Raw genomic sequence first — 26,909 nt, forward strand, 5'->3', positions numbered from 1 at the left:
TCGATGCCCTTGATGTTGGCATTGACGGTGACGGGGACCACGGCGCCGTTCTCGGCGATGTCGGGGGCCTTGATCTCGATGTCATTGCTGGGGGTGGTCATGTCGGCGTTGTAGATGCCCTTCAGACTGGAGGCGATGTCCTTGGCCTCGAAGGCGTCCTTGGGCCAGGCAGCCAGCACCTGACGGGGAGAAAGCAGGCCGGCGCTGACGGCAACGGCGACGGCGCTGCCGGCCAGGGTGCCCTTGAGAAAGATTCTGCGCTTGGTATTCACGTGACAGACTCCTTGAAGCTTTGGGTTGGTAATGGTGTAGGTCCGGGACCGTCCGAGGGGCCATATGATAGGGACTTATGGCGTGTGACACTAGGATTTCTGTGGAGTTTCGTTCCCGTCTGCCGATTTGCCATGGGATGGGCTACCATCCCGCGCCATGGACCCCATAGAACTGTCCCTGTTTGCCAGCCGCATCGAGGCCGTCTGCGATGAGATGGGCGCGGCGCTGCGCCGAACGGCCTTCTCACCCAACATCCGTGATCGACTGGATTTTTCCTGCGCGGTGTTCGATGCGCAGGGGGAGTTGTGCGCCCAGGCCGCCCACATCCCGGTACATCTGGGCAGCATGGCCTATGCCATGCGCGGCATCGTCAGCGGTATCGACTGGCGTGCGGGCGACATGGTGGTGGTCAACGATCCCTTCCTCGGCGGGACCCATCTGCCCGACGTCACCGTCATCGCCCCGCTGCTGCATGACGGTGAATCATTGGGATTTGTCGCCAATCGTGCCCACCACGCCAACATCGGCGCCGCAGCCCCCGGTTCCATGCCCATCTCCCGTTCGCTGGACGAGGAGGGGCTGGTGATTCCGCCCACGCTGCTGGTCCGTGATGGCCGGGTCGACACGACCCTGCTGGGCCGCCTGGCCGGCGGCCGCAGCGAGGCCGAGGGCGATTTTGCGGCGCAGGTGAGCGCCAACCGTACCGCGCTGGCGCGCCTGCGCGAGCTGGTGCGGGGCATGGGGGCAGCGGCCTACCGTGCCGCCCTCGTCGCCCTCAACGACTATGCCGAACGCCTGGCGCACAGTGCGCTGGCGGAAATCCCGGACGGAGAGTATGCCTTTGCCGATGTGCTGGATGACGACGGGGTCGGCAGCCAGGACATCACCATCGCGGCCCGGGTGCAGGTCAGCGCCGGCCGGGTCGCAGTGGACTTCAGCGGGACCGCGCCGCAGGTGCCGGGCAACGTCAATTGCCCGTTGTCCGTGGCGGCGGCGGCGGTGTATTACGTGTTCCGTTGTTTGATGCCGCGCGAAACCCCGGCCTGCGCCGGGGCCTTCCGCGCCATCCATCTCACTGCACCACAAGGCTGCCTGCTCAACGCGCAGCGGCCGGCGGCGGTGGCTGCGGGCAACGTGGAGACCAGTACGCGGGTGGTGGACGTGATCTGCGGCGCCCTGGCCCAGGCTCTGCCCGGGCGCATGCCGGCGGCCAGTCACGGGTCTATGAACAACGTCGCCATGGGCGCCAGGAATAACGTCGCCCCGGGCGCCGAAAACAAGGCCGCCGATTGGGACTACTATGAAACCATCGGCGGCGGTATGGGCGCAGGCCCGCAGGGCGGCGGGCTGGATGCCGTGCAGACCCATATGACCAACACCCTCAACACCCCCATCGAGGCGCTGGAATCGGCCTATCCGTTACGTGTGACGCGGTACGCTATCCGGCGGGGTTCGGGCGGCGCGGGGCTCAGGCGCGGTGGCGACGGCATCGTGCGCGAGTTCCAGTTTCTGGCGCCGGCGCAGGTGACCCTGCTCACCGAGCGCCGCCGCCACGCGCCGTGGGGGCTGGCCGGTGGTTGTCCCGCCGCGACAGGGGAAAACCGGCTCAACGACAGGCCGTTGCCGGGCAAGGTCAGCCTTGCTGTTGCCGGCGGCGATCGGGTTACCATCGCCACACCGGGCGGCGGTGGTTGGGGCAAGTCATAACAGACAGAAAACAGGCAGGGAGAGGGTATGCGCGCATTAGTGTTGTTATGGATCGTGTTGGTGGCGGGCTGTGCCAGCGGCACCATGATGGGGGCCGGACAGGGCGGTCGGGCGGACGATGGTCGCAGTTATGAAGAGGCGCGCGCAGACAACCTGTTGGCTGCCGCGGTGAACCGTGCCCTGGTGCATGACAAGAGTATCAACGCCGGCGATATCCGTGTCAGCGTGCGCGACAGCGTGGTCACCCTGGCCGGCACGGCCTCCAGTGCCAGCAGTGCAGAACACATCGTCAGCCTGGTGCGGGAAATCGATGGCGTCAAAGGCGTCGTCAACAACCTGCGCATCGGCCGCTGAATGGATGCCCCTTGCCTCTATCTTCCTTCTGACTTGTATCTGACCCTATGTGCGGAATCTGCGGTGAACTGAGACTGGATGGCCATGTGCCGGATCTGGCCGTGCTGGGGCGCATGCTGCACCGGCTGGAGCGGCGCGGCCCGGATCACGAGGGCAGTTACTCCGACGGCCCGCTGGCGCTGGGCCACCGCCGTCTCGCCATCATCGATCTGTCGGAGCGCTCGCACCAGCCGATGATCGACAACGAACTCGGTCTGGTGTTGGTGTTCAACGGTACCATCTACAACTATCGTGACCTGCGCGTGGAGCTGCGCGCGCGCGGTTACAACTTCTTCTCCGACGGTGATTCGGAGGTGATCCTCAAGGCCTATGCCGCCTGGGGCGAGCAGTGCGTGGAACATCTGCACGGCATGTTCGCCTTCGCCATCTGGGACATCAGGCGCCAGCACCTGTTTCTGGCGCGTGACCGCCTCGGCATCAAGCCGCTGTACTACAGCCACGATGGCAAGAGCTTCCGTTTTGCCTCCAATATGCAGGCCCTGCTCGCTGCCGGCGGCGCCGATGTCAGCATCGACCCGCTCGGCCTGCACCACCAGTTCACCTTGCACGGCGTGATCCCCGCGCCGCGCACCCTGCTCAACGGCATCCGCAAGCTGGCGCCGGGCCACACCATGGCCATCGACCAGGAGGGCCGTCGCAGCGAGCGTCAGTACTGGCAGCTCTATGCGCACCGCCCGAGCGAGGCGCGCAGCGAACAGGAGTGGACCGAGGCGATCCACGCAGCCTTGAAGAAGGCGGTGAAGCGCCGCTTGGACATCGCCGACGTACCGGTGGGTGTGTTGCTGTCCGGCGGTCTCGATTCCAGCCTGCTGGTGGGCCTGCTGGCGGAGCAGGGGGTGAAGGACATCCTCACCTTCTCCATCGGTTTCGAGGATGTGCCGGAGGAGAAGGGCAGCGAGTTCGAGTATTCCGATCAGGTGGTGGCGATGTATGACACGCGCCATCACAAATACGCCATTCCCAACGCTCAGGTGTTGTTGCGCCTGCCCGAGGCGGTGGAGCAGATGGCCGAGCCCATGGTGGGGCAGGACGCGGTGGCCTTTTATCTCCTCGCCGAACGCGTGTCGCAGGAGGTAAAGGTGGTGCAGAGCGGGCAGGGTGCCGACGAGGTGTTCGGCGGCTACTTCTGGTATCCGCGTATGGATGCTGAGGGCGGCACCGATCTGGAGCGTTTTGCCAAACACTATTTCGATCGCCCGCACAGCGAGTTTCTGCAAACCGTGGCTGAACCGTTTCGCGGCGAGGATCACACCGGCATGCTGATTGAGAAACTGCTCACTCAGCCCGGCGCCGACACCTTTATCGATCGCGTGCTGCGCATGGATACCACCACTCTCATCGTCGATGACCCGGTGAAGCGTGTCGACAACATGACCATGGCCTGGGGCCTGGAGGCGCGCGTCCCCTTCCTCGATCACGAGCTGGTGGAGCTGGCGATGCAACTGCCGCCGGAACTCAAGCTCGGCTCCGGCGGCAAGCACGTACTGAAAAAGATCGCCCGTGGCCTGATCCCCGACGGTGTCATCGATCGGCCCAAGGGCTACTTCCCGATGCCGGCGCTGAAATACGTGCGCGGCGAATTCTACGATTTCATGCGCGACATCCTCGACTCCAACGCCTGCCGCCAGCGCGGCCTGTTCAACCGTGCCTACGTGGACAGGCTGCTGGCCGAGCCGGAGCAGCACTTCACCTACCTGCGTGGCAGCAAGCTGTGGCACCTGGCGCTGCTGGAGCTGTGGCTGCAGCGCAATGTCGATTTGTATTACTGAGTGACCACAACATGAAAAATCAGGCGGGTCTGGCCTTGCTGCTGGGCACCATGGCGGGCGCTGCGCTGGCGGCCCCCGAGGGCTTCGAGTTTCACGGCTACTTTCGCGTCGGTGCCGGCAGCAACAGCGCCGGCGGCGATCAGGTGTGTTTCAAACTGCCCGGCGCGGCGAGCAAATACCGTCTCGGCAACGAGTGTGAGGCCTACGGTAGTCTCACCCTGGCGCAGAACTTCGCGCCCAGCGCCGACGGTGCGCAGTACAGGGTGGCGGTGCAGTTCGCCTACGAGACACTGGCAGAAAAGGATTTCGAGAGCTACAACAGCGCAATGCGCGAGATCTATGCAGAAGGCAAGGGGCTGTTCGGCGGCGAGCTGAAGGATGCTCGCTTCTGGGTCGGCAAGCGCCTGCGCCGCACCGACGTGCACATGACTGATTATTTCTATTGGGACAACAGCGGTTCTGGCGGCGGTGTGGAAGATGTGCCGCTGGGAGTGGGCAAGCTGTCCTATGCCTATATGCGCTGGGTCGATGGCCAGGACGAGTTCGGCAATCCCACCAGCGTGAAGAACCACGCCATCACCTCGCACGATCTGCGTTGGTATGATCTGCCGGTGAACGAGGAAGGCAAACTGGCCCTGGGCATCGATCTGCGCCGCAGTGATGAAAGCCGTGCCGCACTCGATGGTAAACACGGTTACATGTTGCATGTGGTGCACAAGCAGAGCGGGGTATGGGGTGGCTCCAACACTCTGGCCCTGCAATATGGCGCTGGTGCGGGCGCCACGTTGAGCCGCGATGCCGATGATAGCCTGAGTAACGACGCACGCAGCTGGCGTGTGGTGGAGCAGATCCATGTGGAGCCCCACCTGGATTGGTCCGGCCAGGCCACCCTGGTGTATGAACGCAAGGATTATCTCAAGCAGACCTGGTGGTCCTTCGGCGTGCGCCCCATCTATTACTTCACCGACCACTTCAACGTGGCGCTGGAACTGGGCCACGATCGGATCAAGCCCGATGCCGGTGCGGAGCGCACCCTGACCAAGGTGACGTTGGCGCCGCAACTGTCGCGTGGCCGTGGCTACTATTCCCGCCCGGTGTTGCGCCTGTTCGCCACCTATGCCCAGTGGAACGAGGCGGCCATGGCGGCGGAATCCGGCACCGGTCTGGCCGGTGGCAACAGCGGGCCTTTCGCGGGCAAGACCTCCGGGCTGACCTACGGTGTGCACGCCGAGGCCTGGTGGTAACCCCAAAGGGGTATGCAGGCTTGATCCCGGGCCAGTAATCCCCATCTACGCTTACTATGCGTATGGCCTGGTTTTCTTATGAATTGTGAGGAGTTGTTATGGATGTCCTGGAACGTATTGATCAGCAAGTAAAACAGAATCCCATCATCATCTACATGAAGGGCACGCCGCAGATGCCGCAGTGCGGTTTCTCCAGCCGTGCCGCCCAGGCCCTGTCCGCCTGCGGCGTGGAGTTCGCTTACGTCAATGTGCTGCTGGACCGCGAAATCTTCGAGAACCTGCCGCGCTACGCCAACTGGCCCACCTTCCCGCAGATCTACATCAACGGCGAGCTGATCGGTGGCTGCGACATCACCCTGGAGCTGTACCAGAAAGGCGAGTTGCAGAAGATGACGCAGGAGGCCGCGGCGAAGTCCGCAGCCGCGCAGTAATTTTCACTCTGCATGAAGAACGCCGGTTTCCCAGGGGAAACCGGCGTTTTTATTTGTATGGTATGTAGCCTCGCAGGGGGCGTCCTGCGGTTTAGGATTCGCCGCCGAACTCCAGCATGCGCCAGCGGTTGACGATGGCGCAGAACAGCTCGGCGGTGCGTTCGGCGTCGTATAGCGCGGAGTGCGCCTGCGTGGCGTCCCAGCTCAGGCCGGCGGCCTGTACCGCGCGGGCCAGCACGGTCTGCCCATAGGCGAGGCCGGCCAGGGTGGCGGTGTCGAAGCTGCTGAAGGCGTGGAAGGGGTTTTTCTTGATCTTGGTGCGCGCCACGGCGGCATTGACGAAACCGAGGTCGAAGAAGGGGTTGTGGCCCACCAGGATGGCGCGGGTGCAGGCCTGTTCCTTGACCTCGCGGCGGATCGGATCGAACACCTTGCGCAGCGCTTCATCCTCCGGCAGGGCGAGGCGCAGGGGGTGATAGGGATCGATACCGGTAAAGTCCAGCGCACGCTGATCTAGGTTGGCGCCGACAAACGGTTCCACATGGGCGTGATGGGTTTCGTGCGGGTAGAGCAGGCCCGATTCGTCCATGCGCAGGGTGACAGCCGCGATTTCCAGCAGGGCATCGGTCTGGGCATTGAAGCCGGCGGTTTCCACATCCACCACCACCGGGAGAAAGCCACGGAAGCGCCGGGCCAGGGCCGGTTTGTGTTCGGACATCGTCATGGGGGCGCAGGATACCCCAATTCGGCGCCTGGGCGCGAATTCAGGGACGGCAAAACCCGCCGCGGAGACGCAGAGGCGCAGAGTTAATTGAGGAAAATCCCTGCACGGCCTATGGGTTCGTAAGAGCAAGTAGGGTGGATAAGCGGCAGCGCATCCACCGTTCACTGGGCACTGGTGGATGTGCTGCGCTTATATCTATGGGGGGACGGTATTCGGCGGGAGGCAGGATGCCGGTAGCCATGTTCACCCAACCAAGGTTCGTTGCCCGGCCCCCTCTGCGTCTCCGCGGCAGGTGTTGGTGTTTCAGCCTTGCAGTTTCCATCCGAGGGTCTCGCCGGCGCGCAGAGGTACCACCACGTCGTCGCCGAAGGCATAGCAGTCGGGGACGGTCCAGCTTTCCTTGTGCAGGGTGATGGTGTCTTGGTTGCGCGGCAGGCCGTAGAAGTCGGCGCCGTGCAGGCTGGCGAAGCCCTCCAGCCGGTCCAGCCGGCCGGCACGTTCGAAGGCCTCGGCGTACAGCTCGATGGCGGCGTGGGCGCTGTAGATGCCGGCGCAACCGCAGGCGTTTTCCTTGGTCTTGCGCGCGTGGGGCGCGCTGTCGGTGCCGAGGAAGAACTTGGGATTGCCCGAGGTCGCCGCCTCCAGCAAGGCCTCGCGGTGGCTCTCGCGCTTCAGTACCGGCAGGCAGTAGTGATGCGGACGGATGCCGCCGGCCAGCATGGCGTTGCGGTTCATCAGCAGGTGTTGCGGGGTGAGGGTGGCGCCTACCCTGGGGCCGGCGCTGAGCACGAAGCGGGCGGCCTCGGCGGTGGTGATGTGCTCCACCACCAGTTTCAGATCGGGGATGCGTTCCAGCAGCGGCGCCAGTACACGCTCCAGAAACACCCGCTCGCGATCGAAGATGTCCACGTCGGCATCGGTGACTTCGCCGTGTACCAGGAACGGCAACTGCAACTCGGCCATGGCGCGCAGCGCTGCCTCGCACTTGCGCAGATCGGTGACGCCGGAGTCGGAATTGGTGGTGGCGCCGGCCGGGTACAATTTCACCGCAAACACCGCGCCGCTGTCCTTGGCGCGCTGGATTTCCTCCGGCGGCGTCATGTCGGTGAGATACAGGGTCATCAGCGGCTGGAAGCGGCTGCCGGCCGGCACGGCGGCCAGCACGCGCTCGCGATAGGCCAGCGCCTGGGCGGTGGTGGTGACCGGCGGTCTGAGATTGGGCATGACGATGGCGCGGCCGAACTGGGCGGCGGTGTGCGGAACCACCGCGGCGAGGGCGGCGCCGTCGCGCAGGTGGAGGTGCCAGTCGTCGGGGCGGGTGAGAGTGAGTTCGGTCATGGGCATTTCGGGTTGGTATTTCTATGTCAGGGGGATACGACAGGAGGGCACGAGAGTTGATGTGTGTGATTCACCAACCGTTTGGTGAGCGGTGTACGCGCCGCTCACCGTGTCTCAATCACGGCTGCATTCCGTATGTTCAGTTCTCTTCCGGCAGTTCGGGGCCGAACACCGATATCACATAGGCGCGCATCGACGCCTCCAGTACGCTGCTGCCATGGGCCAGGACGTCAGGCTCGATGGAGGCGGACCATTCCAGCGTGCCTTCGGTGTCCCAGTTGAGGTCGATTTTCTGTTCCTCGATGATGGGGCCGCCCTGTGACCAGTAGCGGGTCGGATTCCACTTGCGTGGCGGCAGGTTGTGGCCCGGGCTGTACAGCAACTCGCCCTCCTGGCGGAAGGCAGGGATACCGCGTGCCTTGGCGACCCAGTAGTCGAGCTGTTCCCCATTGAGTTGGGCTGCCTGCATGTTGCCCCCCCACGCCTGTAATGAACTGATTGCATAATATCGGTCTGGCGCAGGTATTTCCATCGGCCTGCGGCTAAAATCCTTGCTACCGCGGCGCGAGGCCGCCCTAGTCGAGTCATGGTCTTGGCCCGAGACGACATAGTACTTGCCCTCAGTTACGCCGTGCGCCTGCCGGTGGTGCTGAAATATCTGGGCCAACTGGCGCTGGTCCTGGCCATATTGACGCTGGTGCCATTGGTGGTGGCGCTGTGGTATCAGGATTATGCATTTGCGTGGCGCCTGATGGCGATAGTTGCCGTACTGGGATTGTCTGGCGCAGTGTTTGCCCGTTTGCCGGCACCGGCACGCATGCAGATAAACGAGGCGTTGGTGATCACGGCGCTGGCCTTTGTGGGCAGTGCGCTGCTGATGAGTTGGCCACTGATGGCCGCCGGCCTCAATTTTTCCGCGGCGCTGTTCGAGGCGGTGTCCGCCGTCACGACCACCGGCTTGTCGACTCTGGTTTCGGTAGAGGCGATGTCGCCGGCATTCTTGTTTACCCGTGCCTGGATGCAGTGGTATGGCGGCTTGGGTATCGTGGTGCTGACAGTCGCGCTGCTGCTGGGTCATACCCTGGCCAGTCATCGTCTGGTCGACCCGGACCTGCGTGCCGAGAATATCGCCACCACCACGCGCCACTATGCACGACGCATGTTGCTGGTTTATGTGGTACTCACGATCATTGGCGTGTTTCTGTTGTTGCTGGTGCAGGGCGATGTCTTCATGGCGGTGACGCATGCGCTGACCGCCATCTCCACCGGTGGCTTTTCCAGCCTGGATGGCAGTCTGGCCGCGTTGCCACCGCAGGCACAAACGGTGGTCTGCCTGTTGTGCATCGCCGGCGCCATTGCCTTGCCGCTGTACTATGTCCTGTTCACGCGTGGTGCCGGGGAGTTTGGACGCGATGTGGAATTGCGTGCCCTGCTGGTGTTGGTGGTCCTGGTAGGGATGCTCATGGCCTGGGTATTGATGCGCGGTGGTATGTCATGGTCCGCCGCATTGCAGCACGGCTTCATGCTGGGCATCTCCGCCCAGACCGGCTCCGGGTTTTCCAGTCTCGCGGTGGGGGAACTGAGTGACAGCAGCAAGATGGTTCTGTTGTTTGCCATGCTGGGTGGCGGTAGTCTCGGTTCGACTGCGGGCGGTATCAAGCTGTTGCGACTGTTGATCCTGCTCCGCCTGGTGCAGCTGGCATTGTGGCGCACCCGCGTCGCTGAACATGCGGTGGTGCAGCCGTGGCTGGGAACACGCAAGTTGGAGAGCGATGACATCGAGCGGGCGTTGGTGTTGATACTGTTGTTTCTGCTGGTGATTGCCGCCTCCTGGATGATCTTCGTGCTGCATGGCCATGACCCGCTGGATGCCTTGTTCGAGGTGGTGTCGGCGACCGCGACCGTGGGGTTATCCACCGGGATCAGTGCGGGTGAGTTGCCGCCGCTGTTGCAAGCGGTGCTGTGCTTCGACATGCTGGCGGGGCGCGTCGAGATCGTGGCGCTGCTGGTGTTGCTGTTTCCCGGTACCTGGTTCGGCAAGAGGACGGAAGTGACATGAGAGCGGTATTCGTGGGCGCCAGTTCGCTGGCGGTGATGACGGCGCGGTTTTTGCTGCGGCGGCGCCATGAGGTGGTGGTCATCGAGCGCAACAAGGAGCGCATCGAGACCCTGGCCGGTGAGCTGGACTGCGGCTTTCTGCTCGGCGACGGCAGCAAGCCGGCGTTGTTGCGCGAGGCCGATCCGGCGCGCACCGATGTGCTGTTCTGCCTTACCGGCAATGACCAGGCCAACATCCTCGCCTCCCTGGTGGGCCGTTCGCTGGGTTTTGCCCGCATCGTGACCAAGATCGACGACCCGGAGTTCGAACACATCTGCATCGAGCTGGGGTTGGAGGACATGATCATCCCATCGCGCACCATCGGCCGCTATCTGGCCGACCTGTTTCAGGGCATGAATCTGCTCGATCTGTCCAGTGCCATCAAGGACGAGGCGCGTATCTTCACCTTTGTCGCGCGCCATGATGATGAGATGCCGGCTACGGATCTCAAGCTGCCATCGCGCAGCCGCATCGTTTGCCTGTATCGCGGTGGCAAGTTCGTGCCGCTGGCGGAGGATACTCTCCTGCGCGAGGACGATGAGGTGGTGCTGATCACCCATGCCGACAATCTGCCCGCGCTGCACGAGCGCTGGGGCACGCAAATGGAAAAGGTGCGTAAACATTGATGCAAGAATTCTGGTTGTTGCCGGCGTTGCTGGCGGTGGTTTGGTTCTGGGTAGATTCCATGCGCGCACGCGAGGCGGCCATGCTGGCGGTGCGCCGCGCCTGCACGCGGCACGACGTGCAACTGTTGGACGAAACTGTGGCTCTGGTAAGGCTGCGCCTGGGACGCGATGGTTCCGGGCATGTAGGCTGGCGCCGCCGCTTTCGCTTCGAGTTCAGCAACGAGGGCGACAATCGCAGCAGCGGCGAGGTGGAATTGCTGGGGCGACAGGTGACGGCCATGCATCTGGAGATGGGGCCGTTCGTGCTGCATGACATGGAAATGGACGAGTCCCAGGTCAGGCATTGACCGGTGGGCGCAGGAGTCGCCGCTGCGCTCAGTCCACAAACGGCCCGTGCTGGATGATGGGCTCGCCGTGCGGCTGGCCGCTGACGCATATGAAGCGGCAGTCCCGCGTAGCATAGACCGTGAGCACCGAGGCACCGGCCAGCAGCAGTGCCGTTCCCGCCTCCAGTTCCTCATTCGCCACCTCGGGCCGCCCCGTGACGGCGTAGAGTAGACCGGTGTGGTGGGCCGGCACGGTGACATGGAATTCGCCCTCCTTGTGCAATTCCACGTCGTGATAGAGCACCGAGGTGTGCAGGTGAATGGGCGAACCGGGGCCGACAACGGTGCGCACCCGCCCGCAGGACAGTTCCTGCACCGGCAGTTGCGCCGCATCCACCTGTTGATAGGCGGGCGGCAGGTCCTTGTGAATCTTCGCCATGTTGATCCAGAGCTGAATGCCGTGCGCCGTCTCGTCGCCCGCCGGCGCTTCGGAGTGGACCATGCCGCGTCCGGCGGTGAACACCTGGGCACCTCCTGCCTGCACGACGCTGTCGTTGCCGAGGTTGTCGCGGTGGTGCATGCCGCCTTCGAACAGGTAGGTGATGGCCTCGAAGCCGCGGTGAGGGTGGTCGGGAAAGCCGGCCTCGGGGCCGACGAAAAACTCATCCAGCAGCACGAAGGGATCGGCGTGGCGCAGGCCCGCCGCCGGAAACAGGCGCTTCACGCGCGCGCCTGCACCTTCATCCATTTCAACCGCGCTGTAGTGCAGGGAATGCTCGGCCATGGCGTGTGTTCCTGCAGAGGGATAAGCGGAGTATAGCCTCCGCACCGCAGGAGGCGTGTCAATGCATCAGGCGCTCGGCAAAGGCAGCGCGCCGATTATGCGGCGCTACTCCCTGCTATGCGTCAGTCGATGCCGCCCTGGGTGAGGCGCGCCGGGTCGAGCAGGGTGCGCAGCTCGCCCTCGCTCAAGCCGGTTTCCTCTCTGGCCACGTCGAGGATCGGGCGATTCTCCTTGTAGGCACGCTTGGCGATGGCGGCGCCCTTTTCATAGCCGATGACGCGGTTGAGCGCGGTGACCAGGATCGGGTTGCGATTGAGCGCGGCCTGCACGCCTTCGACATTGACGCTGAAGTTGGCCATCGCCTTGTCCGCCAGCACCTGACAGGCGCCGGCGAGCAGGTGAATGCTCTCCACCAGGTTGCGCGCAATCATCGGCAGCATCACGTTGAGCTGGAAGTTGCCGTGCTGGCCGCCGGTGTTGATGGCGACATCGTTGCCGAGTACCTGGGCGCACACCATCATCACCGCCTCGGGGATCACCGGATTGACTTTGCCCGGCATGATCGAACTGCCCGGTTGCAGGTCCTGCAGGCGGATGTCGCTGATGCCGGCCAGGGGACCGGAGTTCATCCAGCGCAGGTCGTTGGCGATCTTCATCAGGGACACGGCCAGGGTCTTGAGCTGGCCGCTCATCTCCACCGCGGCATCCTGCGACGACAGGCCCTCGAAGTAGTTGTCCATGCTGCTGAAGGCGACGCCGCTTTTGCGCGTCAGCGCACTGGCCACGCGCGGGCCGAAGTCGGCGGGGGCGTTGATGCCGGTGCCGACGGCGGTGCCGCCCTGCACGATGGCGCGCAGGCGCGGCAGGCTGGCGTGGATGCGTTCAATGCCGTGGCGCAGTTGTGCCGCCCAGCCGGAGATCTCCTGGCCGAAGGTCACCGGCATGGCGTCCATCAGGTGGGTGCGGCCGGTCTTCACCACGTCCTTCAGCTCCGCGGCGCGGCGCTCGGTGGTGAGCGCCAGGTGTTCCAGCGCGGGCAACAGGCGTTCTTCCAGTTGCAGGCAGGCCGCGACGTGGATCGCCGTGGGGAACACGTCGTTGGAGCTTTGGCTCATGTTGACGTGGTCGTTGGGGTGCACCTTGGCGCCGAGGCGCTGGGCGGCCAGCGCGGCGATCACCTCATTGGCGTTCATATTGGAGGAGGTGCCGGAGCCGGTTTGGAAGATGTCGATGGGGAACTGGCCGTCGTGGCGGCCATCGGCCACGTCCAGGGCGGCGGCGCTGATCGCCTCGGCGATCTGGCCGTCGAGCAGGCCGAGGTCGCGGTTGGCCTCGGCGCAGGCGGCCTTGATCAGGCCCAGGGCGCGGATCAGCGGGCGCGGCAGCGGCTGGCCGGAGATGGGAAAGTTGTCCACGGCGCGCTGGGTCTGTGCGCCATACAGGGCGTCGGCGGGGACGCGCACCTCGCCCATGCTGTCTTTTTCGATACGGTAGTCGCTCATGGTGTTATCCGGGTTCCCCGGGCGTCGCCGGGGGTTGGGTAGAGGGTTGCAATTCATGTCCGGCGGGCGGCAGCCGGCGCACATCGTGGACCAATTCCTCCACCGCGCGCCACCGGCCGTCCGGCTCCAGATTGAGTATGACGTCCTTGTCGAGCACGTAGGCCTCACCCTCGGTGCTCTTGAGGGTTTCCTCCACGGTGAAGTGCAGGCGCACCGGGCTGCAGTCGCCCATCACCAGGTTGCGGTAACTGATGCGCGCCAGGCGCCGCTTGATGATGTCGTTGCGGCGGCGCTTGGCCCACTCGCGGTACTCGAGAAAGCCGCTCCGGCTGATGCCCAGCACCTGCAGGCGGGGTGACACCATGTCCAGATGGGCCTCGACATTGTTGGTGGCCGCAGTGTAGGCGTAGGCCTTGAGCCACTGTTCAACGATATGCCGCATCGCGTCCATGAAGAACCCCGTTCGATAAATACCAGGAATTTTCTATGATTTATGGCCGCGGTGTTTGCCGCACGTCACAGTCGCCGCATTTGTTTTTCCCCAGAAATATAGTTTTGGCTTAATATTCATGGGGTTGTTGATTTCCGAGCGTTATAGTCAACTTGACCGTTCCCGGCGAAACGCTGATGATACCGGGCTTTCGTCCCGGCAGGTATCGGCGCCAACCCCGTTGCCGGCACGACACCCTGAAGCAACACCAACAGACAAGGGAGCACCATGAACGCCGCAGATAAGAAACGCGTCCTGCGCGAAATGCTGTTTGCGCGGCGCTTTGAAGAGCGTTGCTACGAGGCCTACGTCGAACGCAAGATCGGCGGATTCCTGCACCTCTACCCCGGCCAGGAGGCCTGCGCCATCGGTGTGATGGAGGCGGCCCGCCCCGGCCACGACTACGTCATCACCGGCTACCGCGACCACATCCACGCCATCAAATGTGGCACCGACCCCAAGGCAGTGATGGCCGAACTGTATGCCAAGGAAACCGGCTGCTCCAAGGGTCGTGGCGGCTCCATGCACATCTTCGACGTGGCGCACCGCTTCATGGGCGGCTATGCCCTGGTGGGTGGCCCGTTCCCGCTCGCCGCCGGCATGGCCAAGGCGATCAAGATGAAGGGCGGCGACGAAATCTCCATCTGTTTCCTGGGCGATGCCGCCAACAATCAGGGCACCTTCCACGAGACCCTCAATATGGCATCGGTGTGGAACCTGCCGGTGCTGTTCGTGTGCGAGAACAATCTGTACGGCATCGGCACCGCCACCCATCGCTCCACTGCGGTGACCGATCAGTACAAGCGCGCCTGCTCCTATGGCATCACCTCGGCCCAGGCCGACGGCCAGGACATCGAACAGGTGTATGCCGCGGCCAAGATCGCCGTGGACTTCGTGCGCTCCGGCCAGGGGCCATATTTCCTTGAGCTGTGTACCTACCGCTACCGCGGCCACTCCATGTCCGACTCCGGCGCCTACCGCAGCAAGGAAGAGGTGGAGGAGTGGGGCAAGCGCGATCCGATCATCATCCTGCGCGATCGCCTGATCGCCGCTGGCGAGATCACCCTGGACGAATATCAGGCCATGGACAAGGACATCTTTGCCGAGATCGAGAACGAGATCATTCCCTACGCCGAGAATTCGCCGGAGCCGAAGGTCGAGGAACTGGAGAAATATGTGCTGGCGGAAAATGATCCTTATGTAAAGGGAGGCGTGCGCTAAGATGGCCGAGATGATGTATTGGGAAGCGATCCGTCGCGCCCACGATGAAGAGATGGCACGCGACCCGCTGGTGATCGCCATGGGTGAGGACATTGGCGTGGCCGGCGGCACCTACAAGGCCACCAAGGGCCTGTACGACAAGTACGGCCCGGAGCGCGTCATCGACACGCCGATCTCTGAAAACAGCTTCACCGGTCTCGGCATCGGCGCCTCCTTCCTCGGCGTACGCCCGATCATCGAACTGATGTCGGTGAACTTCGCCTGGCTGGCGATGGATCAGATCTTCAACTCCGCCGCCAAGGTACGCTACATGTCCGGCGGCCAGCTGGAGGCGCCGGTGGTGATCCGTTCCCCCGGCGGCACCGCCCACCAGCTCGGCGCGCAGCACTCGGCGCGTATGGAAAAGGTGTTCATGGGCATCGCCGGCCTGCGCGTGGTGACGCCGTCCAATCCCAAGCAGGCCTACGGCCTGCTGAAGAGCGCGGTGCGCTGCAACGACCCGGTGTTCATCAACGAACACGAGCTGATGTACAACATGAAGGGCGAGGTGCCGGACAGCGAATACTTCCACCCGCTGGAAGGTTCCGAAGTCACGCGCCAGGGCCGCGATGTCACCCTGTTCGGCTACAACATCTCCGTGCACTGGTCGATGCAGGCCGCCGAGATACTGTCCAGGCAGCACGGCATCGAGGCCGAGGTGGTTGATCTCTACTCTCTGGCGCCGCTGGACCGCGCCGGCATCCGCGAATCGGTGAGCAAGACCCATCGCGCGGTGATCGTGGAAGAGGCTGAGGCCCCGGTGGGCGTCGGTGCCGAAGTGATGGCGATCATCAACGAGGAATGCTTCTTCGAACTGGACGCCGCCCCGGTGCGCGTATCGGCGAAGATGGTGCCGACGCCGTTCAACCACACGCTGGAGAAGGCGTCGATTCCCAATGCCAAGGATGTCGTCGCCGCCGTCCTGAAGATGCTCGGGAAGTAAACCTCATTCACCGCAACGGCGCGAAGGGTGCAAAGGAAATGTGGAAGTATCGTGGTGTGGCATGAACTGGTGTTCACCGGCTCTATCCTCTGCATTCTTTGCGCCTTTGCGGTGAGATGTTTTTGTTGCTATGGGTAACAACATGTCCGAACCGTACATCATAAAAATGCCCCAGCTTTCCGACACCATGACCGAAGGTGTGGTGGTGAGCTGGGAAAAGAAGATCGGCGACAAGGTAAGCCGTGGCGACATCGTCGCCACGGTGGAGACCGACAAGGCGATCATGGACGTCGAGGTGTTCCGCGACGGGTTTCTGTCCGGTCCGCTGGCGTCCGTCGATTCCAGCGTGCACGTGGGCGAGCCCATCGGCTTTCTGGTGGACAGCGTCGAACTGGTGTCGCGCCATGGTGAAGTGGGCGAGGCGCCGCCACCGTCGGCGCGCGATGTGCCGCGCAAGGTGGACCTGGAACACGGTCCCGACGCCAAGGCCGGTGAGCCGGCCGGTTGCGTGCATGTGATCAAGATGCCGCAGCTGTCCGACACCATGACCGAGGGTGTGGTGGTGAGCTGGGAGAAGCAGCCGGGTGACAAGATCAGCCGCGGCGATGTGGTGGCCACGGTGGAAACCGACAAGGCGATCATGGATGTCGAGGTGTTCCGCGACGGCTATCTGTCCGGCCCGATGGTGGCGGTGGATTCCACTGTGCATGTCGGCCACCCCATGGCCTATCTGGTGGAGCAGGCCGAGCAGGTGGTGCGCGATACCGCCGCCGTCGCCGCCCGACCTGCGGCGGCGAAGGTGGCTGCCGCGCCGACGCCCGCCGTGAGCAGCGCGCCCGCGTCGCAACCCGCGCTGGCCGCCGGTGTACAACCGGCGCCGCGTCCGTCCAACAAGGCCGCCACGCCGCTGGCACGCAAGCTGGCCGCCTCGCTCTACGTCAATCTGAACAACCTCAAGGGCAGCGGACCCAGCGGCGAGATCACTGCCGCGGACGTGCGCCGTGCCCAGCCGGTGGAGCGCCCCACCGAGGTGGCCCAGGCGGTCCCCGCGCATGTGATGCCGGAGATCCAGGTGCCCGGCCACGGCCGCCCCATGACGGCGATGGAAAAGGCCGTCGCCCACTCGATGACTGCCTCGCTCACCATGCCCACCTTCCGCGTCACCATCAACGCGAAGCAGGAAGCCCTGCTCAAGGCGGCAAAGAAAAAGGGTGTGTCGGTGACGGTGGCGATCGCCAAGGCCTGCGCCGAGGCGATCAAGAATCATCCGAGCATGAACTGGGCCTACCAGCCGGTGGACAAGCTGGTGGAGCGCAGCCAGGTGGATATCGGCATGGCCGTCTCCGCCGACGGCGGCGGCCTGGTGGTGCCGGTACTGCGGCATTGCGAAGCGCGCCCGCTGGAAGAATTGCACGAGGCCTGGAAGGGTTTGCTGGAGCGCGCGCGTAAGCGTCGCCTCGCGCCGGAAGAGTACGCCAACCCCACCTTCATGGTGTCTAACATGGGCATGCTCGGCGTTTCGTATTTTGACGCCATCCCCACACCGGGCACCGCCGCGATCCTCGCCATCGCCGCCGCCGGTCCCGAGGGCATGCCGCTTACCATCACCGCCGATCACCGCGTGGTGAACGGCGCCGAGGTGGCGCTGTTTCTCAATACGCTGAAGGCGAAGATCGAACAACCGGAAGAGTGGATGGGACCGATGGGGCCGGCCATTCCGGACGGCAACTGGGATTACGACGTGGTTGTCATCGGCGGCGGCCCCGGCGGTGAAGACTGCGCCCGTGATCTCGCCGGCCACGGCCTCAAGGTGGCGATGATCAACGACGCCCCCTTCCCCGGCGGCGAATGCCTGTGGCGCGGCTGCATCCCCTCCAAGGCCTGGCGCGCCGCCGCCGATCGCATGCGCGATCGCGCCCACGACGAACTCCTCGGCGTGATCGGCACCAACAAGGCGAAACTGGATTGGGACAAGCTGGAGCAGCACCGTCGCAACGTGCTGGAAGAACGCGGCAAGATGGCTCTCAACACCGACAAGGGCGTGCGCATCGACGTCATTCAGGGCTTTGCCTCGTTTGAAACCGAGCATCGCGTCTTCGTCGACACCTCCGCCAACAGCAAGGATCCGCACCAGCGCACGCCGCTGGGCGATGGCAGCGCCGGCCGCCACATCACCTTCGGCTGCGCCGTCATCGCCACCGGCGCGCCGCCCTTCGTGCCGCCGATCCCCGGTGCGCGCGAGGGCATCGCCACCGGCGGCGTGCTCACCTCCGACACCGTCTGGTCCCTGCCCAAGGTACCGAAGCGCCTCGGCATCGTCGGCGGCGGCGCCATCGGCATGGAGATGGCGCAGATCTTCCAGGACTTCGGCAGCGAGGTGCTGCTGCTGGAGCGCCATGAACGGGTGCTGGCGGAAGTGGAGCCGGAGATCGCCAGGACCCTCATCGCCGTGCTGGAGAACGACCCGCGCCTGACCATCGTCACCAATGCCGCCACCAAGGCGGTCAAGGGCAAGGCCGGCGCCATGACGCTGGTGTATGAAACCGCAGCGGGCGAACAGCGCTACAAGTGCGACTACGTCATCATGGCCACCGGCAAGCGCCCGGTGCTGGAGCCGCTCAAGCTGGACAACGCCGGCGTCGTCGTGGAGAACGGCGTCATCAAGGCCGACAAGCGCTGCCGCACCAGCGTGCCACACATCTTCGCCGTGGGCGATGTCATCGGTGGCTACATGCTGGCCCACACCGCCGGCCAGCAGGGCCGCGTCGCCGCCGCCACCATCCTGGGCGAGGACATGAGCTACGATGAGGCCAAGGACTCCGGCGTCATCTTCACCCGCCCCGAGGCCGGTTTCGTCGGTCTGTCCATGGACCAGGCCAAGGCGCGGGGTATCGACGCCGCCGAGGTCAAGGTGCCCATGAGCGTCGATGCCAAGGCGATGATCACCGGCGAGCCCCACGGTTTGATCAAGATCGTCGCTGACAAGGCGACGAACAAGATCATCGGCGTCCACCTGCTCGCCGACCACACCGACACTCTGATCGGCGAGGCGGTAATGATGGTCAGCGGCGAGATGACCCTGGAACAGGTCGGCGCGGCCATCCATCCGCACCCGACGCAGACCGAACTGTTCGGCGAGCTGGCGCGGCGGCTGCTGTCGCGGTTGCGCCGGAGCAAGGCCAAAAAGACAGGTTAGCTCCTGCGATTTCCTCCCTGCTGCATGAGGGAGGGTGGAATGACTGCAAACGGCGGCCAATGGCCGCCGTTTTCAATTGCTCGTGTCGGTGAATGCCTGAGTGACATCGCTCGGCAGCATCAGCGTTGATATTGCATCGCTGGTAACGTGATACCTCATGTTAAGTACCATCAAAGTGGTATACATCCGGCTGGCGCGTTCCGGTACGGTACGAAATCACCACGTTTCAAATACTGACAATTACCGCTCTTTTTGCAGGTTGAATATATAAGGCTACTGGTCGCCGGTTGATTCCATGCGATTCGTAGGACAATAAATGGGCTAGAGACATAACCATGCGTGCCATCTTCATACCTGCCATTGCCTTGATGAACCGATTTGGTTTTAGGGGCAAATTCGCCATCGTGTTGGCGGTTGCCATGATCCCGATGTTTCTCTTGGGATATAAGGTCATCTCGGACATACAGCGTGACAACCATCAAATCGAGAACGAGCGTAGCGGCATAGCGTTGATCGTGCCGCTGCGCGGTCTGCTCCAGCATGTGGCACAACACCGCGGCATGACCAATGCCTATCTGCGCGGTGATGCCTCATTTCGAGACCGGATCGTTGCGGAGCGTAGGACGATTGCCGCTGATTTTGCGCAGCTGAAGAGCGCGGTCGCGCAACATCAAAGATTGGGTATCCATGAGCAGGCGCGCAGTCTTGAATCGATCTGGGGTCGTCTGGAGCAGCAGGCCTTTGAGCTGGACGCTGACGTGGCGTTTCTGCGCCATACCGAGTTCATCGCTGCCGTTATCCATACCATTACCATGGTCGGCGAGCGTTCTCAGCTTGTCCTCGATCCCATACTCACGACCCACAACCTGGTCAATACGCTCACCGAGGGACTTCCTTCGTTAGTGGAAAATATCGGCCAGGCCCGCGGCTTTGGTGCGGGCGTGGTGGCGGAGAAATCGGTGAGTCCGGAGGCGCGGCTGCGTCTATCGTTGCTGCGCGAGAAGATCCGTGCTGCGCACGCTACGGTCTCCTCGGAAATGGGGCGTATCTTTGAAGTAGCGCCGGAACTGGCGCCGCGGTTACAGACGCAAAGTGATAAGGCCATCGCTGCGGCAGAGGCTTTCCTTCGCCTGACAGAGGTGGATGTGCTCAATGCCGCGGCCATCAAGATAAGCGCCGCCGAATATTTTACCGCAGGCACCACGGCCATTAATGATTCTCTGGTGCTGTTCGACACGGCGTTGCCGCTGCTCGATGAGTTGCTAGCCCAGCGCGGTGCGGCTGGAACCCGCATGGAATGGTTTGCCTATATCGGCGTGGCCACGATTTTATTCATGGTCATCTATCTGCTAACGGGGCTCTATCTGGCGTTGACAGAAACCATTGGACGCTTGCATGTCACCGCGGAACGTCTGGCTGATGGGGATCTGACAGCGCGCCTTGAAGTCAAGACGCAAGACGAAACAGCCCAAATCGCGGCCTCGGTGAATGCCGTGGGCGATAGCCTCAACACGGCACTGTATGCTGTGCGTCAGTCCAATGATCACCTGTCCAATGTGTCGCAGAATATGTTCAGGGTGTCACAGCAGACGGCCGACGGTGTGGACAACCAGATGCGCGAGGTCGAACAGGTGGCGACGGCCATCAACCAAATGGCGGCTGCGGTGCAGGAGGTGATGCGCAACACCTCGGATGCGGCAGACGCGGCACAGGACGCGGAATTGGCCGCTGCGCAAGGCAAGGTTGTTGTCGACGAAGCGATCAAGGCCATAGATCGTCTTGATGTGGAAGTTCGTCAGGCCGCCGACGTGATCACCAAACTGGATAAAGATAACCAGGAAGTGAGTCGGGTTCTCGAGGTGATTCGTGGCGTGGCGGATCAGACCAACCTGCTGGCGCTGAATGCCGCCATCGAAGCGGCACGGGCCGGTGAACAAGGGCGTGGTTTTGCGGTCGTCGCCGATGAGGTGCGTGCCCTTGCCCACAAGACCAGGGAATCCACCCTGGAAATCCAGGAGATGATTGTGCGTCTGCAAAATGGCGCCCGTGAAGCGGTCGAGGTGATGGGGCGGGGGGCGCAGTATGCGAGCGGGGGTGTCGAAAAGGTGCGTGCTGCTGGCGCGGCGTTCCATGAGATTTCTGCCGCGGTAGTCAAAATCAACGCCATGAATACCCAGGTGGCTACGGCCTCTACACAGCAAGGCGCGGTGTCCGAAGAGATTAACCGCAACATTATCAATCTGTCCGGTTTGGCGGAAAAAACCGCGCTTACGGCGCAGGAGTCGACCGCTGCCAGCGCCAAGGTTACTGCACTGACCTCGGAAATGAATCTGTTGCTCAATCGCTTCCATATCGATGAGGCTGCCGTGGCAGAGGAGCGCCGACGCATGGCCCAGGACGTGCTCTTCGTGTGGGATGAATCATTCCGGGTTGGCGTAGAAGAAATTGATCGTCAGCATCAACGTCTGGTGGAACTGGTCAACGAATTGCACCACGAGATGGCCATGCGCCGCGGCGCCGGCATACTCGGTCGTGTACTGAAAGGACTGATTGATTACACCGAACATCACTTTGCCTATGAGGAAAAGATGATGCGTGAAACAGGTTATCCAGACTTCGCTGAGCACCAGGCGGGCCACAAGCGGCTCTCGGAACAGGTCAGGGGATTTCTGGCGCGCTATGAAAGCGGCGATACCAGCATATTGAATGAGTTGCTTAGCTTCCTTGTCGATTGGCTGACCCAGCATATCAAGGTGTCTGATCGCGGCTATGGTCCGCACCTCAACATCAAGGGTGTGCACTAGTTGCATTCAGCATATTGTTCTGATTCCATCCACCCAAGAAGAAGGCACCCCGCAGGGTGCCTTCTTTGGCGGCAGTGCTCAAGCCTTATTGGCCGAGATACATCTTCGATTTGTCCAGCGCATAGGTCCAGGGCAGGCCGGCGTTCTTCCAGCCGTTGATCATCCGCAGTCCTTTCTGTGCGCCGCTGGCGATGGCGTCACCTTCGAATCCGTCGACCATGGAGTGGACGTTGGTGTAGCCGCTTTTGTGCAGCAGGGCGGCGGCCTTGGCGCTGCGGTCGCCGGAGCGGCACATCAGGATGATGGGCGAGGTCTTGGAAAGCCCCTTCGCTTGCAGCAGGGCGGCGACGGCGGACTCAAACCCGGGGTTCGGCACCTTGGCGAAGACGTTTTTTTTCTCGTCCCAACCGGCGGTGTTCTGGATCACGAAGGGGATGTTGGCGTCGGCGTGGGTCGGCATGCCGAGGAATTCCACTTCCCCCTGGGTGCGGATGTCCACGAACAACACATCTGCGGGAGCCTTCTGCACCATGTCGTAGGCCTCTTGTGCGGTGAGATAGAGATTCTGTGGGGTGCGTTTGATTTCCGGCACAGTGGCGGCATCCACAGCAGCCCAGGTTTGGACAGCGAAAAGAGTCAAAAGCAGCAGCAGAAACATTTTCTTCATTGTTGACACTCCTTTGAGAGGTAGCAGACAGCGTTCCGTTTGGCCTCAGGGCCGGGCCGAACTGTCGCACACCGATGCGAGCCACGGGTGTGCGCTTATGCACATTACGGGGATACGGCAGGTGTTATCGCTGCACGCGGGCAGCAATGTAGTTGAGCGAATGGCTGGGAAATGTTGCGCTGGCTCCGCTTGGAGCGGGGGCTGAAGTCAGCCCTTGGTCACTTCTCTTTGCACCGCCGGCATGCGCTCACGCAGTCGGATCACCGGTTTGTCCAGGCGCTGGTCATAGAACACGCTGTAGGCGAGGACGCGGCGCACGTATTGGCGTGTTTCGGCGTAGGGAATGGTGTCGATCCAGATGTCGGCCTCGATGCGTTCCGTCGGGGTCCACTGCCGCACGCGCGAGGGCCCGGCGTTGTAGGCGGCGGTGGCGAGGGCCTTGTGGCCGTCGAACTGGCGGTAGAGCTGGCGCAGGTAGTAGCTGCCAAGGCGGATGTTGGTTTCGGGGTGCAGCAGTTGTTGCAGATCGCTGATGCCGCTCTTCATCTGCTGGGCAAGTTTCTTGCCGGTGGCCGGCATCAGCTGCATCAGGCCGAGGGCACCCGCAGGGGAACGGGCATCGGGCATCATGACGCTTTCCTGGCGCGCCACTGCCATGACCCAGGCCGGGTCCAGTGTGTTGCTCTCGGCCTCCTTCAGCATCACTTCGCTGTAGGCGAGGGGAAAGCGGATCTCCAGGTCGCCGAAGTGATCGGCCTTGGCCAGGGTGAGGGCGGCGCGGTCATGCCAGCCCCAGCGGTTTGCCAGCTTGCCGGCGGCGAGGCGTTCGCCCGGCGGCATGGCGGCAATGGCGTTTTCCCATTCCTGCCGCGCCTCGGCCACGAGGTTGAGTTGCAGGAATTCGTAGGCGCGCCGTATCGCCGGGTGCTGCTGCAGCGTACTCAGCGTGAGGTCGTCGACGCTGAGTGGGGCGTGGTTCAGGTTATAGCCCAGGTCGAGGCGGTCGGCGGCGAGAAAACCATAGTAGGTGCTGCTGTCGGCGATGGCATGATAGTGCGCCAGTGCGGCGTCTTTATCGCCCAGCGCCTCCAGGCTGCGCGCAGTCCAGTATTGCCACTCCTCGCTCACCTGCTCCTCGTCCGGCAACGTGCGCAGCGCGTCCAGTGCATCCTGCCAGCGCTGGTGGCGCAGGGCGGCGCGGATGGCAAACTGGCGCACATTGTTGTCCACCGCGGTTTCGGGTATTTGCTGGTACCAGTCGAGGGCGCCGGCCTCTCCACGCAGCGCCAGACGCAGAGCGATCGCATTGAGGAGGTCGGCGCGCTGCGGCGAGGTGAAGTCATAGCGACTCTCCACCCGGCGCCACAGCCGGATGGCCTCCTGCACATCACGCCGCGCCAGACGCTGCAGGCCGTAGATGATGATGTCGCGGTTGTCGGCGCTGTCGTTCTGCAGGCGCTCTTCGCTGGAGACGAGCGCGGGATAGTGATGAATCTTCTCCCACAGCGCGACGCGGCCGCGTTCGGCCTCGGGCAGGCCAGCGACGACCTGTTTGGCGAAGGCCATATTGCCGCTGCGCAGGATCAGGTCGAGACGCTGGCGGCGCAGCTCGGCGGTCAGGCCGCCTGCCTTCTCCCAAGCCTCGAACAGGCGGTTGCAGGTGGCCTCCTGACGATTGGCGCTGAGCCACAGTACGCGGGCGCCCGCCCAGGCGGCGTCGGCATCGCCACTGCGCAACTGGGCGTAGTGGTAGTTGCAGCGCAGTTCGCCGCGGCTGCTCGGCCGGTAGTCGGCCAGGTATTCGTTCCAGTGCCCGGCATGGGCCAGCTGGCGCAGCCACTGCTCGCGCACCGGCAGGGTGAACGGGGTATGACCATGGCGGTCGAGAAATTCGCGCACCTGGTTTGGGGCGAGCACGCGTTGCCGCCCCATTTGCCAGGCCACGAGATAGGGATGCAGCGGGTAGTCGCGCAGTTCCGCACTCAGTTTGTCGAAACGTGCCCCGTCGCCCCTGGCGAGGGCGGCGCGCGCCTCGAGAAAATCCTGCCGCTGCCGCGCCCAATCATCCGCTGCTGCGGGGCTGGCGCAGAGCAGTGCCACGATGGCAGTGATCAGAATGCGAAGCGGAGGCATGGTTCTCTCGTCGGCTGTCCCATCCGGGGATATCCCTAGTGTACAGTCTAACCGGCGCTATTCGGCAATCAATTCCGGCGGCCTGCTTGCTAGCCGTGCGCCGCGGTTGCGCGGGTAATCATGGCGGCTATTTCTGCCGCAACAGATGCGCCATCACCTGGTCGTCCTGCATGAGCCGCGCCGTGCCGTCGGCATCGAGGGTCAGGCGATAACGCTCCTCGAGTTCCGTATTGAATGCCGGTTTGCAGGTCAGGGCGATGGCCTGGGCGCTTTCACCGCCCCAGAAGCAGTGGCGTCCCGCCTTGTCCTCACCGGCGGTGTAGAGCAGGGCACGGCCTTCGTAAGTGACCTCCAGCCGGTTGAAGCCGTTGTCTGCGGCGGCGGCCCACACCCCGGCGGCAGGGTGGGGTGAGCAGCCGGCCAGGACGAGCAGCAGCGGCATGGCGCAAAGTGCGGTGAAGCGGGCAGGGTTCGGGGACATGGTGTTTTACGCAGTGGTGGCCTGGGACGATTACCGCCCAGCTTACACTACCCGCTCGCGGAACTGCGCCGCGATCAGCTTCATTTCACGTGCCATGTTGGAGATGCGCTCAGACATGGCGGCGGTGTCATTCATGCTGTCCACGGTGAGTTCGTTCACCTCGGCGATGGTGGCGACGTTGCCGGTGATTTCTCCGGCCACCTGGCTTTGTTCCTCTGCGGCAGAGGCGATCTGGGTGTTCATGTCGTTGATGGTCTGCACGGCGGCGGAGATGTCGTTCAGCGCCGTACCGGTAGCCGCGGCCTGTTCGACGCTGGCGTGGGCGTTGCCGCGACCGGCCTCCATCACGGTGACAGCTTCGTGGGCCGCATGCTGCAGACTCTGGATCATGGTCTGGATTTCCTGCGTCGAGTTTTGCGTGCGGTTGGCCAGGGTGCGCACTTCGTCGGCGACCACCGCGAAGCCGCGGCCCTGTTCGCCGGCCCGCGCCGCCTCAATGGCGGCATTCAGCGCCAGCAGATTGGTCTGCTCGGCAATACCGCGGATCACATCCACCACCTTGCCGATGGAGACACTGTCTTGTTCCAGACGCTGTATCACCTGGGCCGAGCGCTCCACATCCTCCGCCAGCTTGCGGATGGTTGCGACGCTGCGTTCGACCACTTGCCGGCCGGCGGCTGCCGCATCGCTGGCCGCCTGGGCGGCGCTGGCGGCCTGCTGGGTATTGCGCGCCACCTCTTGCGACGTGGACGTCAACTCCTCCAACGCGGTGGCGACATGGGTGGTCTGCTCGTCCTGATGGCTGATGCCCTGGCGCGTGAGCAGAACCGAGGCCGCCAGGTGCTCGGCGGTCTGCTCCATCTGCAGTGCGGCATCGTCCATGCGTCCGGCCACGGCGCAGATTTCCGTCTTTGCCGTTTTCAGGGCGAGCCGGATCTGCCCCACTTCGGTGTTGTCACCGGTGTAGATCTGCTGCATCAGCGGGTGGTGGTACACAGCGCGCGCCTCTTTGACCGCCGTGTCCAGCGGACGCAGTACGGTGAGCGTGCCGGCGGCGCCGAGCAACAGCGAGATGCCCAGGGCGACGAGGATGGTGCCGGGCACACCGGCAACAAAGCCTGCCACCGCCGGTGGCAGCAGCGCCAGGGCGAAGGCCAGCAACAGGCGGTGATACAGGCCGAGAGTGCGGAGTTTTAGAGTTTTGCCGCCGCGTAACAGGCGGTAGATGCGTTCGGCGCGTTTGACGTGTTCGGGGTTGGGTTTGGTGCGTACCGATTGATATTCGACGGTCTTGCCACTGGCGGTGATGGGGGTGGCAAAGGCATCGACCCAGTAATAGTCCCCATTCTTGCAGCGGTTCTTTACCAGGCCCATCCACGACTTGCCCGCCTTGAGGTGTTGCCACAGGTCTGCAAATGCGGCGGGTGGCATGTCGGGATGGCGCACCAGATTGTGCGGCTCACCGAGCAGTTCGTTGGACGGGTAACCGCTGATGCGGACGAAGTCCTGGTTGACGTAGGTGATGCGGCCTTTCAGATCGGTGGTGGACAGGATGTTATCCTGCTCCGCCACCTCCACCGCCGTGGTGGTGACTGGCAGATTGGTACGCATGGCTCTCCCCGTGGTGTTTTATGACGCCTACGTCCATGCGGCCTTATCCCTGTTTGACGTAAGCATACCGTTTTTCCGGGCTTAATCA

The 26,909-nt window shown here is 63.3% G+C and carries 23 protein-coding genes; 12 read left to right on the top strand and 11 right to left on the bottom strand.

Features of this window, described 5'->3' with window-relative positions:
* Positions 1-272 (bottom strand): thiosulfate oxidation carrier protein SoxY (locus tag ACMV8A_RS08735; protein ID WP_495325388.1); only part of this gene is annotated, 272 nt, incomplete at its 3' end.
* A gap of 157 nt (positions 273-429) precedes the next feature.
* Here ACMV8A_RS08735 and ACMV8A_RS08740 point away from each other — a divergent pair.
* The 5 genes from ACMV8A_RS08740 (at position 430) to grxD (ending at position 5,838) form a co-directional block, all read left to right on the top strand.
* Complete coding sequence (locus ACMV8A_RS08740) at positions 430-1,980, top strand: hydantoinase B/oxoprolinase family protein (protein WP_495325389.1); 1,551 nt, start codon at positions 430-432, stop codon at positions 1,978-1,980.
* Between the two features lie 27 nt (positions 1,981-2,007).
* Positions 2,008-2,334: a BON domain-containing protein gene (locus ACMV8A_RS08745; protein WP_495325390.1), complete on the top strand. Its 327-nt coding sequence runs from the start codon at positions 2,008-2,010 to the stop codon at positions 2,332-2,334.
* Positions 2,335-2,381: 47 nt separating this feature from the next.
* Complete coding sequence (locus ACMV8A_RS08750) at positions 2,382-4,163, top strand: N-acetylglutaminylglutamine amidotransferase (RefSeq protein WP_495325391.1); 1,782 nt, start codon at positions 2,382-2,384, stop codon at positions 4,161-4,163.
* A gap of 11 nt (positions 4,164-4,174) precedes the next feature.
* Positions 4,175-5,407 (top strand): maltoporin, encoded by a 1,233-nt coding sequence (locus tag ACMV8A_RS08755; RefSeq protein ID WP_495325392.1) that lies wholly within the window; start codon positions 4,175-4,177, stop codon positions 5,405-5,407.
* Positions 5,408-5,505: 98 nt separating this feature from the next.
* Complete coding sequence (gene grxD / locus ACMV8A_RS08760) at positions 5,506-5,838, top strand: Grx4 family monothiol glutaredoxin (protein WP_495325393.1); 333 nt, start codon at positions 5,506-5,508, stop codon at positions 5,836-5,838.
* Positions 5,839-5,929: 91 nt separating this feature from the next.
* On the opposite strand, the gene rnt is transcribed toward grxD, so the two are convergent.
* The 3 genes from rnt to ACMV8A_RS08775 form a co-directional block, all read right to left on the bottom strand.
* On the bottom strand, positions 5,930-6,556 hold the full coding sequence (rnt, locus tag ACMV8A_RS08765; RefSeq protein ID WP_495325489.1) for a ribonuclease T: 627 nt from the start codon (positions 6,554-6,556) through the stop codon (positions 5,930-5,932).
* Positions 6,557-6,865: 309 nt separating this feature from the next.
* Positions 6,866-7,900: a dihydroorotase gene (pyrC, locus tag ACMV8A_RS08770; RefSeq protein WP_495325394.1), complete on the bottom strand. Its 1,035-nt coding sequence runs from the start codon at positions 7,898-7,900 to the stop codon at positions 6,866-6,868.
* A 139-nt stretch (positions 7,901-8,039) separates the two neighbouring features.
* Positions 8,040-8,369, bottom strand: coding sequence for a phage protein NinX family protein (locus ACMV8A_RS08775; RefSeq protein WP_495325395.1), 330 nt, complete (start codon positions 8,367-8,369; stop codon positions 8,040-8,042).
* A 123-nt stretch (positions 8,370-8,492) separates the two neighbouring features.
* On the opposite strand from ACMV8A_RS08775, the gene ACMV8A_RS08780 reads away from it, so the two are divergent.
* From ACMV8A_RS08780 to ACMV8A_RS08790, 3 genes are read left to right on the top strand one after another with little or no spacing between them, the layout of a single operon-like run.
* A complete protein-coding gene (locus ACMV8A_RS08780) occupies positions 8,493-9,959 on the top strand; it encodes a TrkH family potassium uptake protein (protein WP_495325396.1) in 1,467 nt (488 codons plus the stop codon).
* Positions 9,956-10,624, top strand: coding sequence for a potassium channel family protein (locus ACMV8A_RS08785; RefSeq protein ID WP_495325397.1), 669 nt, complete (start codon positions 9,956-9,958; stop codon positions 10,622-10,624). The genes ACMV8A_RS08780 and ACMV8A_RS08785 overlap by 4 nt, the downstream gene beginning before the upstream one ends.
* On the top strand, positions 10,624-10,971 hold the full coding sequence (locus ACMV8A_RS08790; RefSeq protein WP_495325398.1) for a DUF3301 domain-containing protein: 348 nt from the start codon (positions 10,624-10,626) through the stop codon (positions 10,969-10,971). Before ACMV8A_RS08785 ends, ACMV8A_RS08790 begins: the two co-directional genes overlap by 1 nt.
* Positions 10,972-10,999: 28 nt before the next feature.
* Here the strand turns inward: ACMV8A_RS08790 and ACMV8A_RS08795 are convergent, their stop codons facing one another.
* From ACMV8A_RS08795 to ACMV8A_RS08805, 3 genes are all read right to left on the bottom strand, one after another.
* Positions 11,000-11,734 (bottom strand): pirin family protein, encoded by a 735-nt coding sequence (locus ACMV8A_RS08795; protein WP_495325399.1) that lies wholly within the window; start codon positions 11,732-11,734, stop codon positions 11,000-11,002.
* Between the two features lie 122 nt (positions 11,735-11,856).
* Entirely contained in the window at positions 11,857-13,236 is a 1,380-nt protein-coding gene (locus ACMV8A_RS08800) for a class II fumarate hydratase (RefSeq protein WP_495325400.1), read from the bottom strand.
* A 4-nt stretch (positions 13,237-13,240) separates the two neighbouring features.
* Positions 13,241-13,687: a hypothetical protein gene (locus ACMV8A_RS08805; RefSeq protein WP_495325401.1), complete on the bottom strand. Its 447-nt coding sequence runs from the start codon at positions 13,685-13,687 to the stop codon at positions 13,241-13,243.
* Between the two features lie 267 nt (positions 13,688-13,954).
* On the opposite strand from ACMV8A_RS08805, the gene pdhA reads away from it, so the two are divergent.
* From pdhA to ACMV8A_RS08825, 4 genes are all read left to right on the top strand, one after another.
* Entirely contained in the window at positions 13,955-14,947 is a 993-nt protein-coding gene (gene pdhA, locus ACMV8A_RS08810) for a pyruvate dehydrogenase (acetyl-transferring) E1 component subunit alpha (protein ID WP_495325402.1), read from the top strand.
* 1 nt (position 14,948) lies between these two features.
* Positions 14,949-15,929 (top strand): alpha-ketoacid dehydrogenase subunit beta, encoded by a 981-nt coding sequence (locus tag ACMV8A_RS08815; protein WP_495325403.1) that lies wholly within the window; start codon positions 14,949-14,951, stop codon positions 15,927-15,929.
* 142 nt (positions 15,930-16,071) lie between these two features.
* Positions 16,072-19,125, top strand: a complete 3,054-nt coding sequence (locus tag ACMV8A_RS08820) for an FAD-dependent oxidoreductase (protein WP_495325404.1) — start codon at positions 16,072-16,074, stop codon at positions 19,123-19,125.
* Between the two features lie 335 nt (positions 19,126-19,460).
* Complete coding sequence (locus tag ACMV8A_RS08825; RefSeq protein WP_495325405.1) at positions 19,461-21,929, top strand: bacteriohemerythrin; 2,469 nt, start codon at positions 19,461-19,463, stop codon at positions 21,927-21,929.
* A gap of 85 nt (positions 21,930-22,014) precedes the next feature.
* Here the strand turns inward: ACMV8A_RS08825 and ACMV8A_RS08830 are convergent, their stop codons facing one another.
* From ACMV8A_RS08830 to ACMV8A_RS08845, 4 genes are all read right to left on the bottom strand, one after another.
* Positions 22,015-22,596, bottom strand: a complete 582-nt coding sequence (locus ACMV8A_RS08830; protein WP_495325406.1) for a rhodanese-like domain-containing protein — start codon at positions 22,594-22,596, stop codon at positions 22,015-22,017.
* Between the two features lie 207 nt (positions 22,597-22,803).
* Positions 22,804-24,729, bottom strand: coding sequence for a transglycosylase SLT domain-containing protein (locus ACMV8A_RS08835; protein WP_495325407.1), 1,926 nt, complete (start codon positions 24,727-24,729; stop codon positions 22,804-22,806).
* A gap of 127 nt (positions 24,730-24,856) precedes the next feature.
* Positions 24,857-25,210, bottom strand: coding sequence for a hypothetical protein (locus ACMV8A_RS08840; RefSeq protein ID WP_495325408.1), 354 nt, complete (start codon positions 25,208-25,210; stop codon positions 24,857-24,859).
* A 42-nt stretch (positions 25,211-25,252) separates the two neighbouring features.
* On the bottom strand, positions 25,253-26,821 hold the full coding sequence (locus ACMV8A_RS08845) for a methyl-accepting chemotaxis protein (protein ID WP_495325409.1): 1,569 nt from the start codon (positions 26,819-26,821) through the stop codon (positions 25,253-25,255).
* Positions 26,822-26,909: the final 88 nt, after the last annotated feature.

This window comes from Sulfurivermis sp. (assembly GCF_059410345.1).

Coding starts and splice junctions, on each gene's coding strand:
- ACMV8A_RS08820 (WP_495325404.1), top strand. CDS start 16,072: ATGTCCGAACCGTACATCATAAAAATGCCCCAGCTTTCCGACACCATG.
- ACMV8A_RS08840 (WP_495325408.1), bottom strand. CDS start 25,210: ATGTCCCCGAACCCTGCCCGCTTCACCGCACTTTGCGCCATGCCGCTG.
- ACMV8A_RS08775 (WP_495325395.1), bottom strand. CDS start 8,369: ATGCAGGCAGCCCAACTCAATGGGGAACAGCTCGACTACTGGGTCGCC.
- ACMV8A_RS08805 (WP_495325401.1), bottom strand. CDS start 13,687: ATGGACGCGATGCGGCATATCGTTGAACAGTGGCTCAAGGCCTACGCC.
- ACMV8A_RS08800 (WP_495325400.1), bottom strand. CDS start 13,236: ATGAGCGACTACCGTATCGAAAAAGACAGCATGGGCGAGGTGCGCGTC.
- rnt (WP_495325489.1), bottom strand. CDS start 6,556: ATGTCCGAACACAAACCGGCCCTGGCCCGGCGCTTCCGTGGCTTTCTC.
- ACMV8A_RS08845 (WP_495325409.1), bottom strand. CDS start 26,821: ATGCGTACCAATCTGCCAGTCACCACCACGGCGGTGGAGGTGGCGGAG.
- pyrC (WP_495325394.1), bottom strand. CDS start 7,900: ATGACCGAACTCACTCTCACCCGCCCCGACGACTGGCACCTCCACCTG.
- grxD (WP_495325393.1), top strand. CDS start 5,506: ATGGATGTCCTGGAACGTATTGATCAGCAAGTAAAACAGAATCCCATC.
- pdhA (WP_495325402.1), top strand. CDS start 13,955: ATGAACGCCGCAGATAAGAAACGCGTCCTGCGCGAAATGCTGTTTGCG.
- ACMV8A_RS08825 (WP_495325405.1), top strand. CDS start 19,461: ATGCGTGCCATCTTCATACCTGCCATTGCCTTGATGAACCGATTTGGT.
- ACMV8A_RS08830 (WP_495325406.1), bottom strand. CDS start 22,596: ATGAAGAAAATGTTTCTGCTGCTGCTTTTGACTCTTTTCGCTGTCCAA.
- ACMV8A_RS08745 (WP_495325390.1), top strand. CDS start 2,008: ATGCGCGCATTAGTGTTGTTATGGATCGTGTTGGTGGCGGGCTGTGCC.
- ACMV8A_RS08755 (WP_495325392.1), top strand. CDS start 4,175: ATGAAAAATCAGGCGGGTCTGGCCTTGCTGCTGGGCACCATGGCGGGC.
- ACMV8A_RS08835 (WP_495325407.1), bottom strand. CDS start 24,729: ATGCCTCCGCTTCGCATTCTGATCACTGCCATCGTGGCACTGCTCTGC.
- ACMV8A_RS08785 (WP_495325397.1), top strand. CDS start 9,956: ATGAGAGCGGTATTCGTGGGCGCCAGTTCGCTGGCGGTGATGACGGCG.
- ACMV8A_RS08790 (WP_495325398.1), top strand. CDS start 10,624: ATGCAAGAATTCTGGTTGTTGCCGGCGTTGCTGGCGGTGGTTTGGTTC.
- ACMV8A_RS08795 (WP_495325399.1), bottom strand. CDS start 11,734: ATGGCCGAGCATTCCCTGCACTACAGCGCGGTTGAAATGGATGAAGGT.
- ACMV8A_RS08815 (WP_495325403.1), top strand. CDS start 14,949: ATGGCCGAGATGATGTATTGGGAAGCGATCCGTCGCGCCCACGATGAA.
- ACMV8A_RS08750 (WP_495325391.1), top strand. CDS start 2,382: ATGTGCGGAATCTGCGGTGAACTGAGACTGGATGGCCATGTGCCGGAT.
- ACMV8A_RS08740 (WP_495325389.1), top strand. CDS start 430: ATGGACCCCATAGAACTGTCCCTGTTTGCCAGCCGCATCGAGGCCGTC.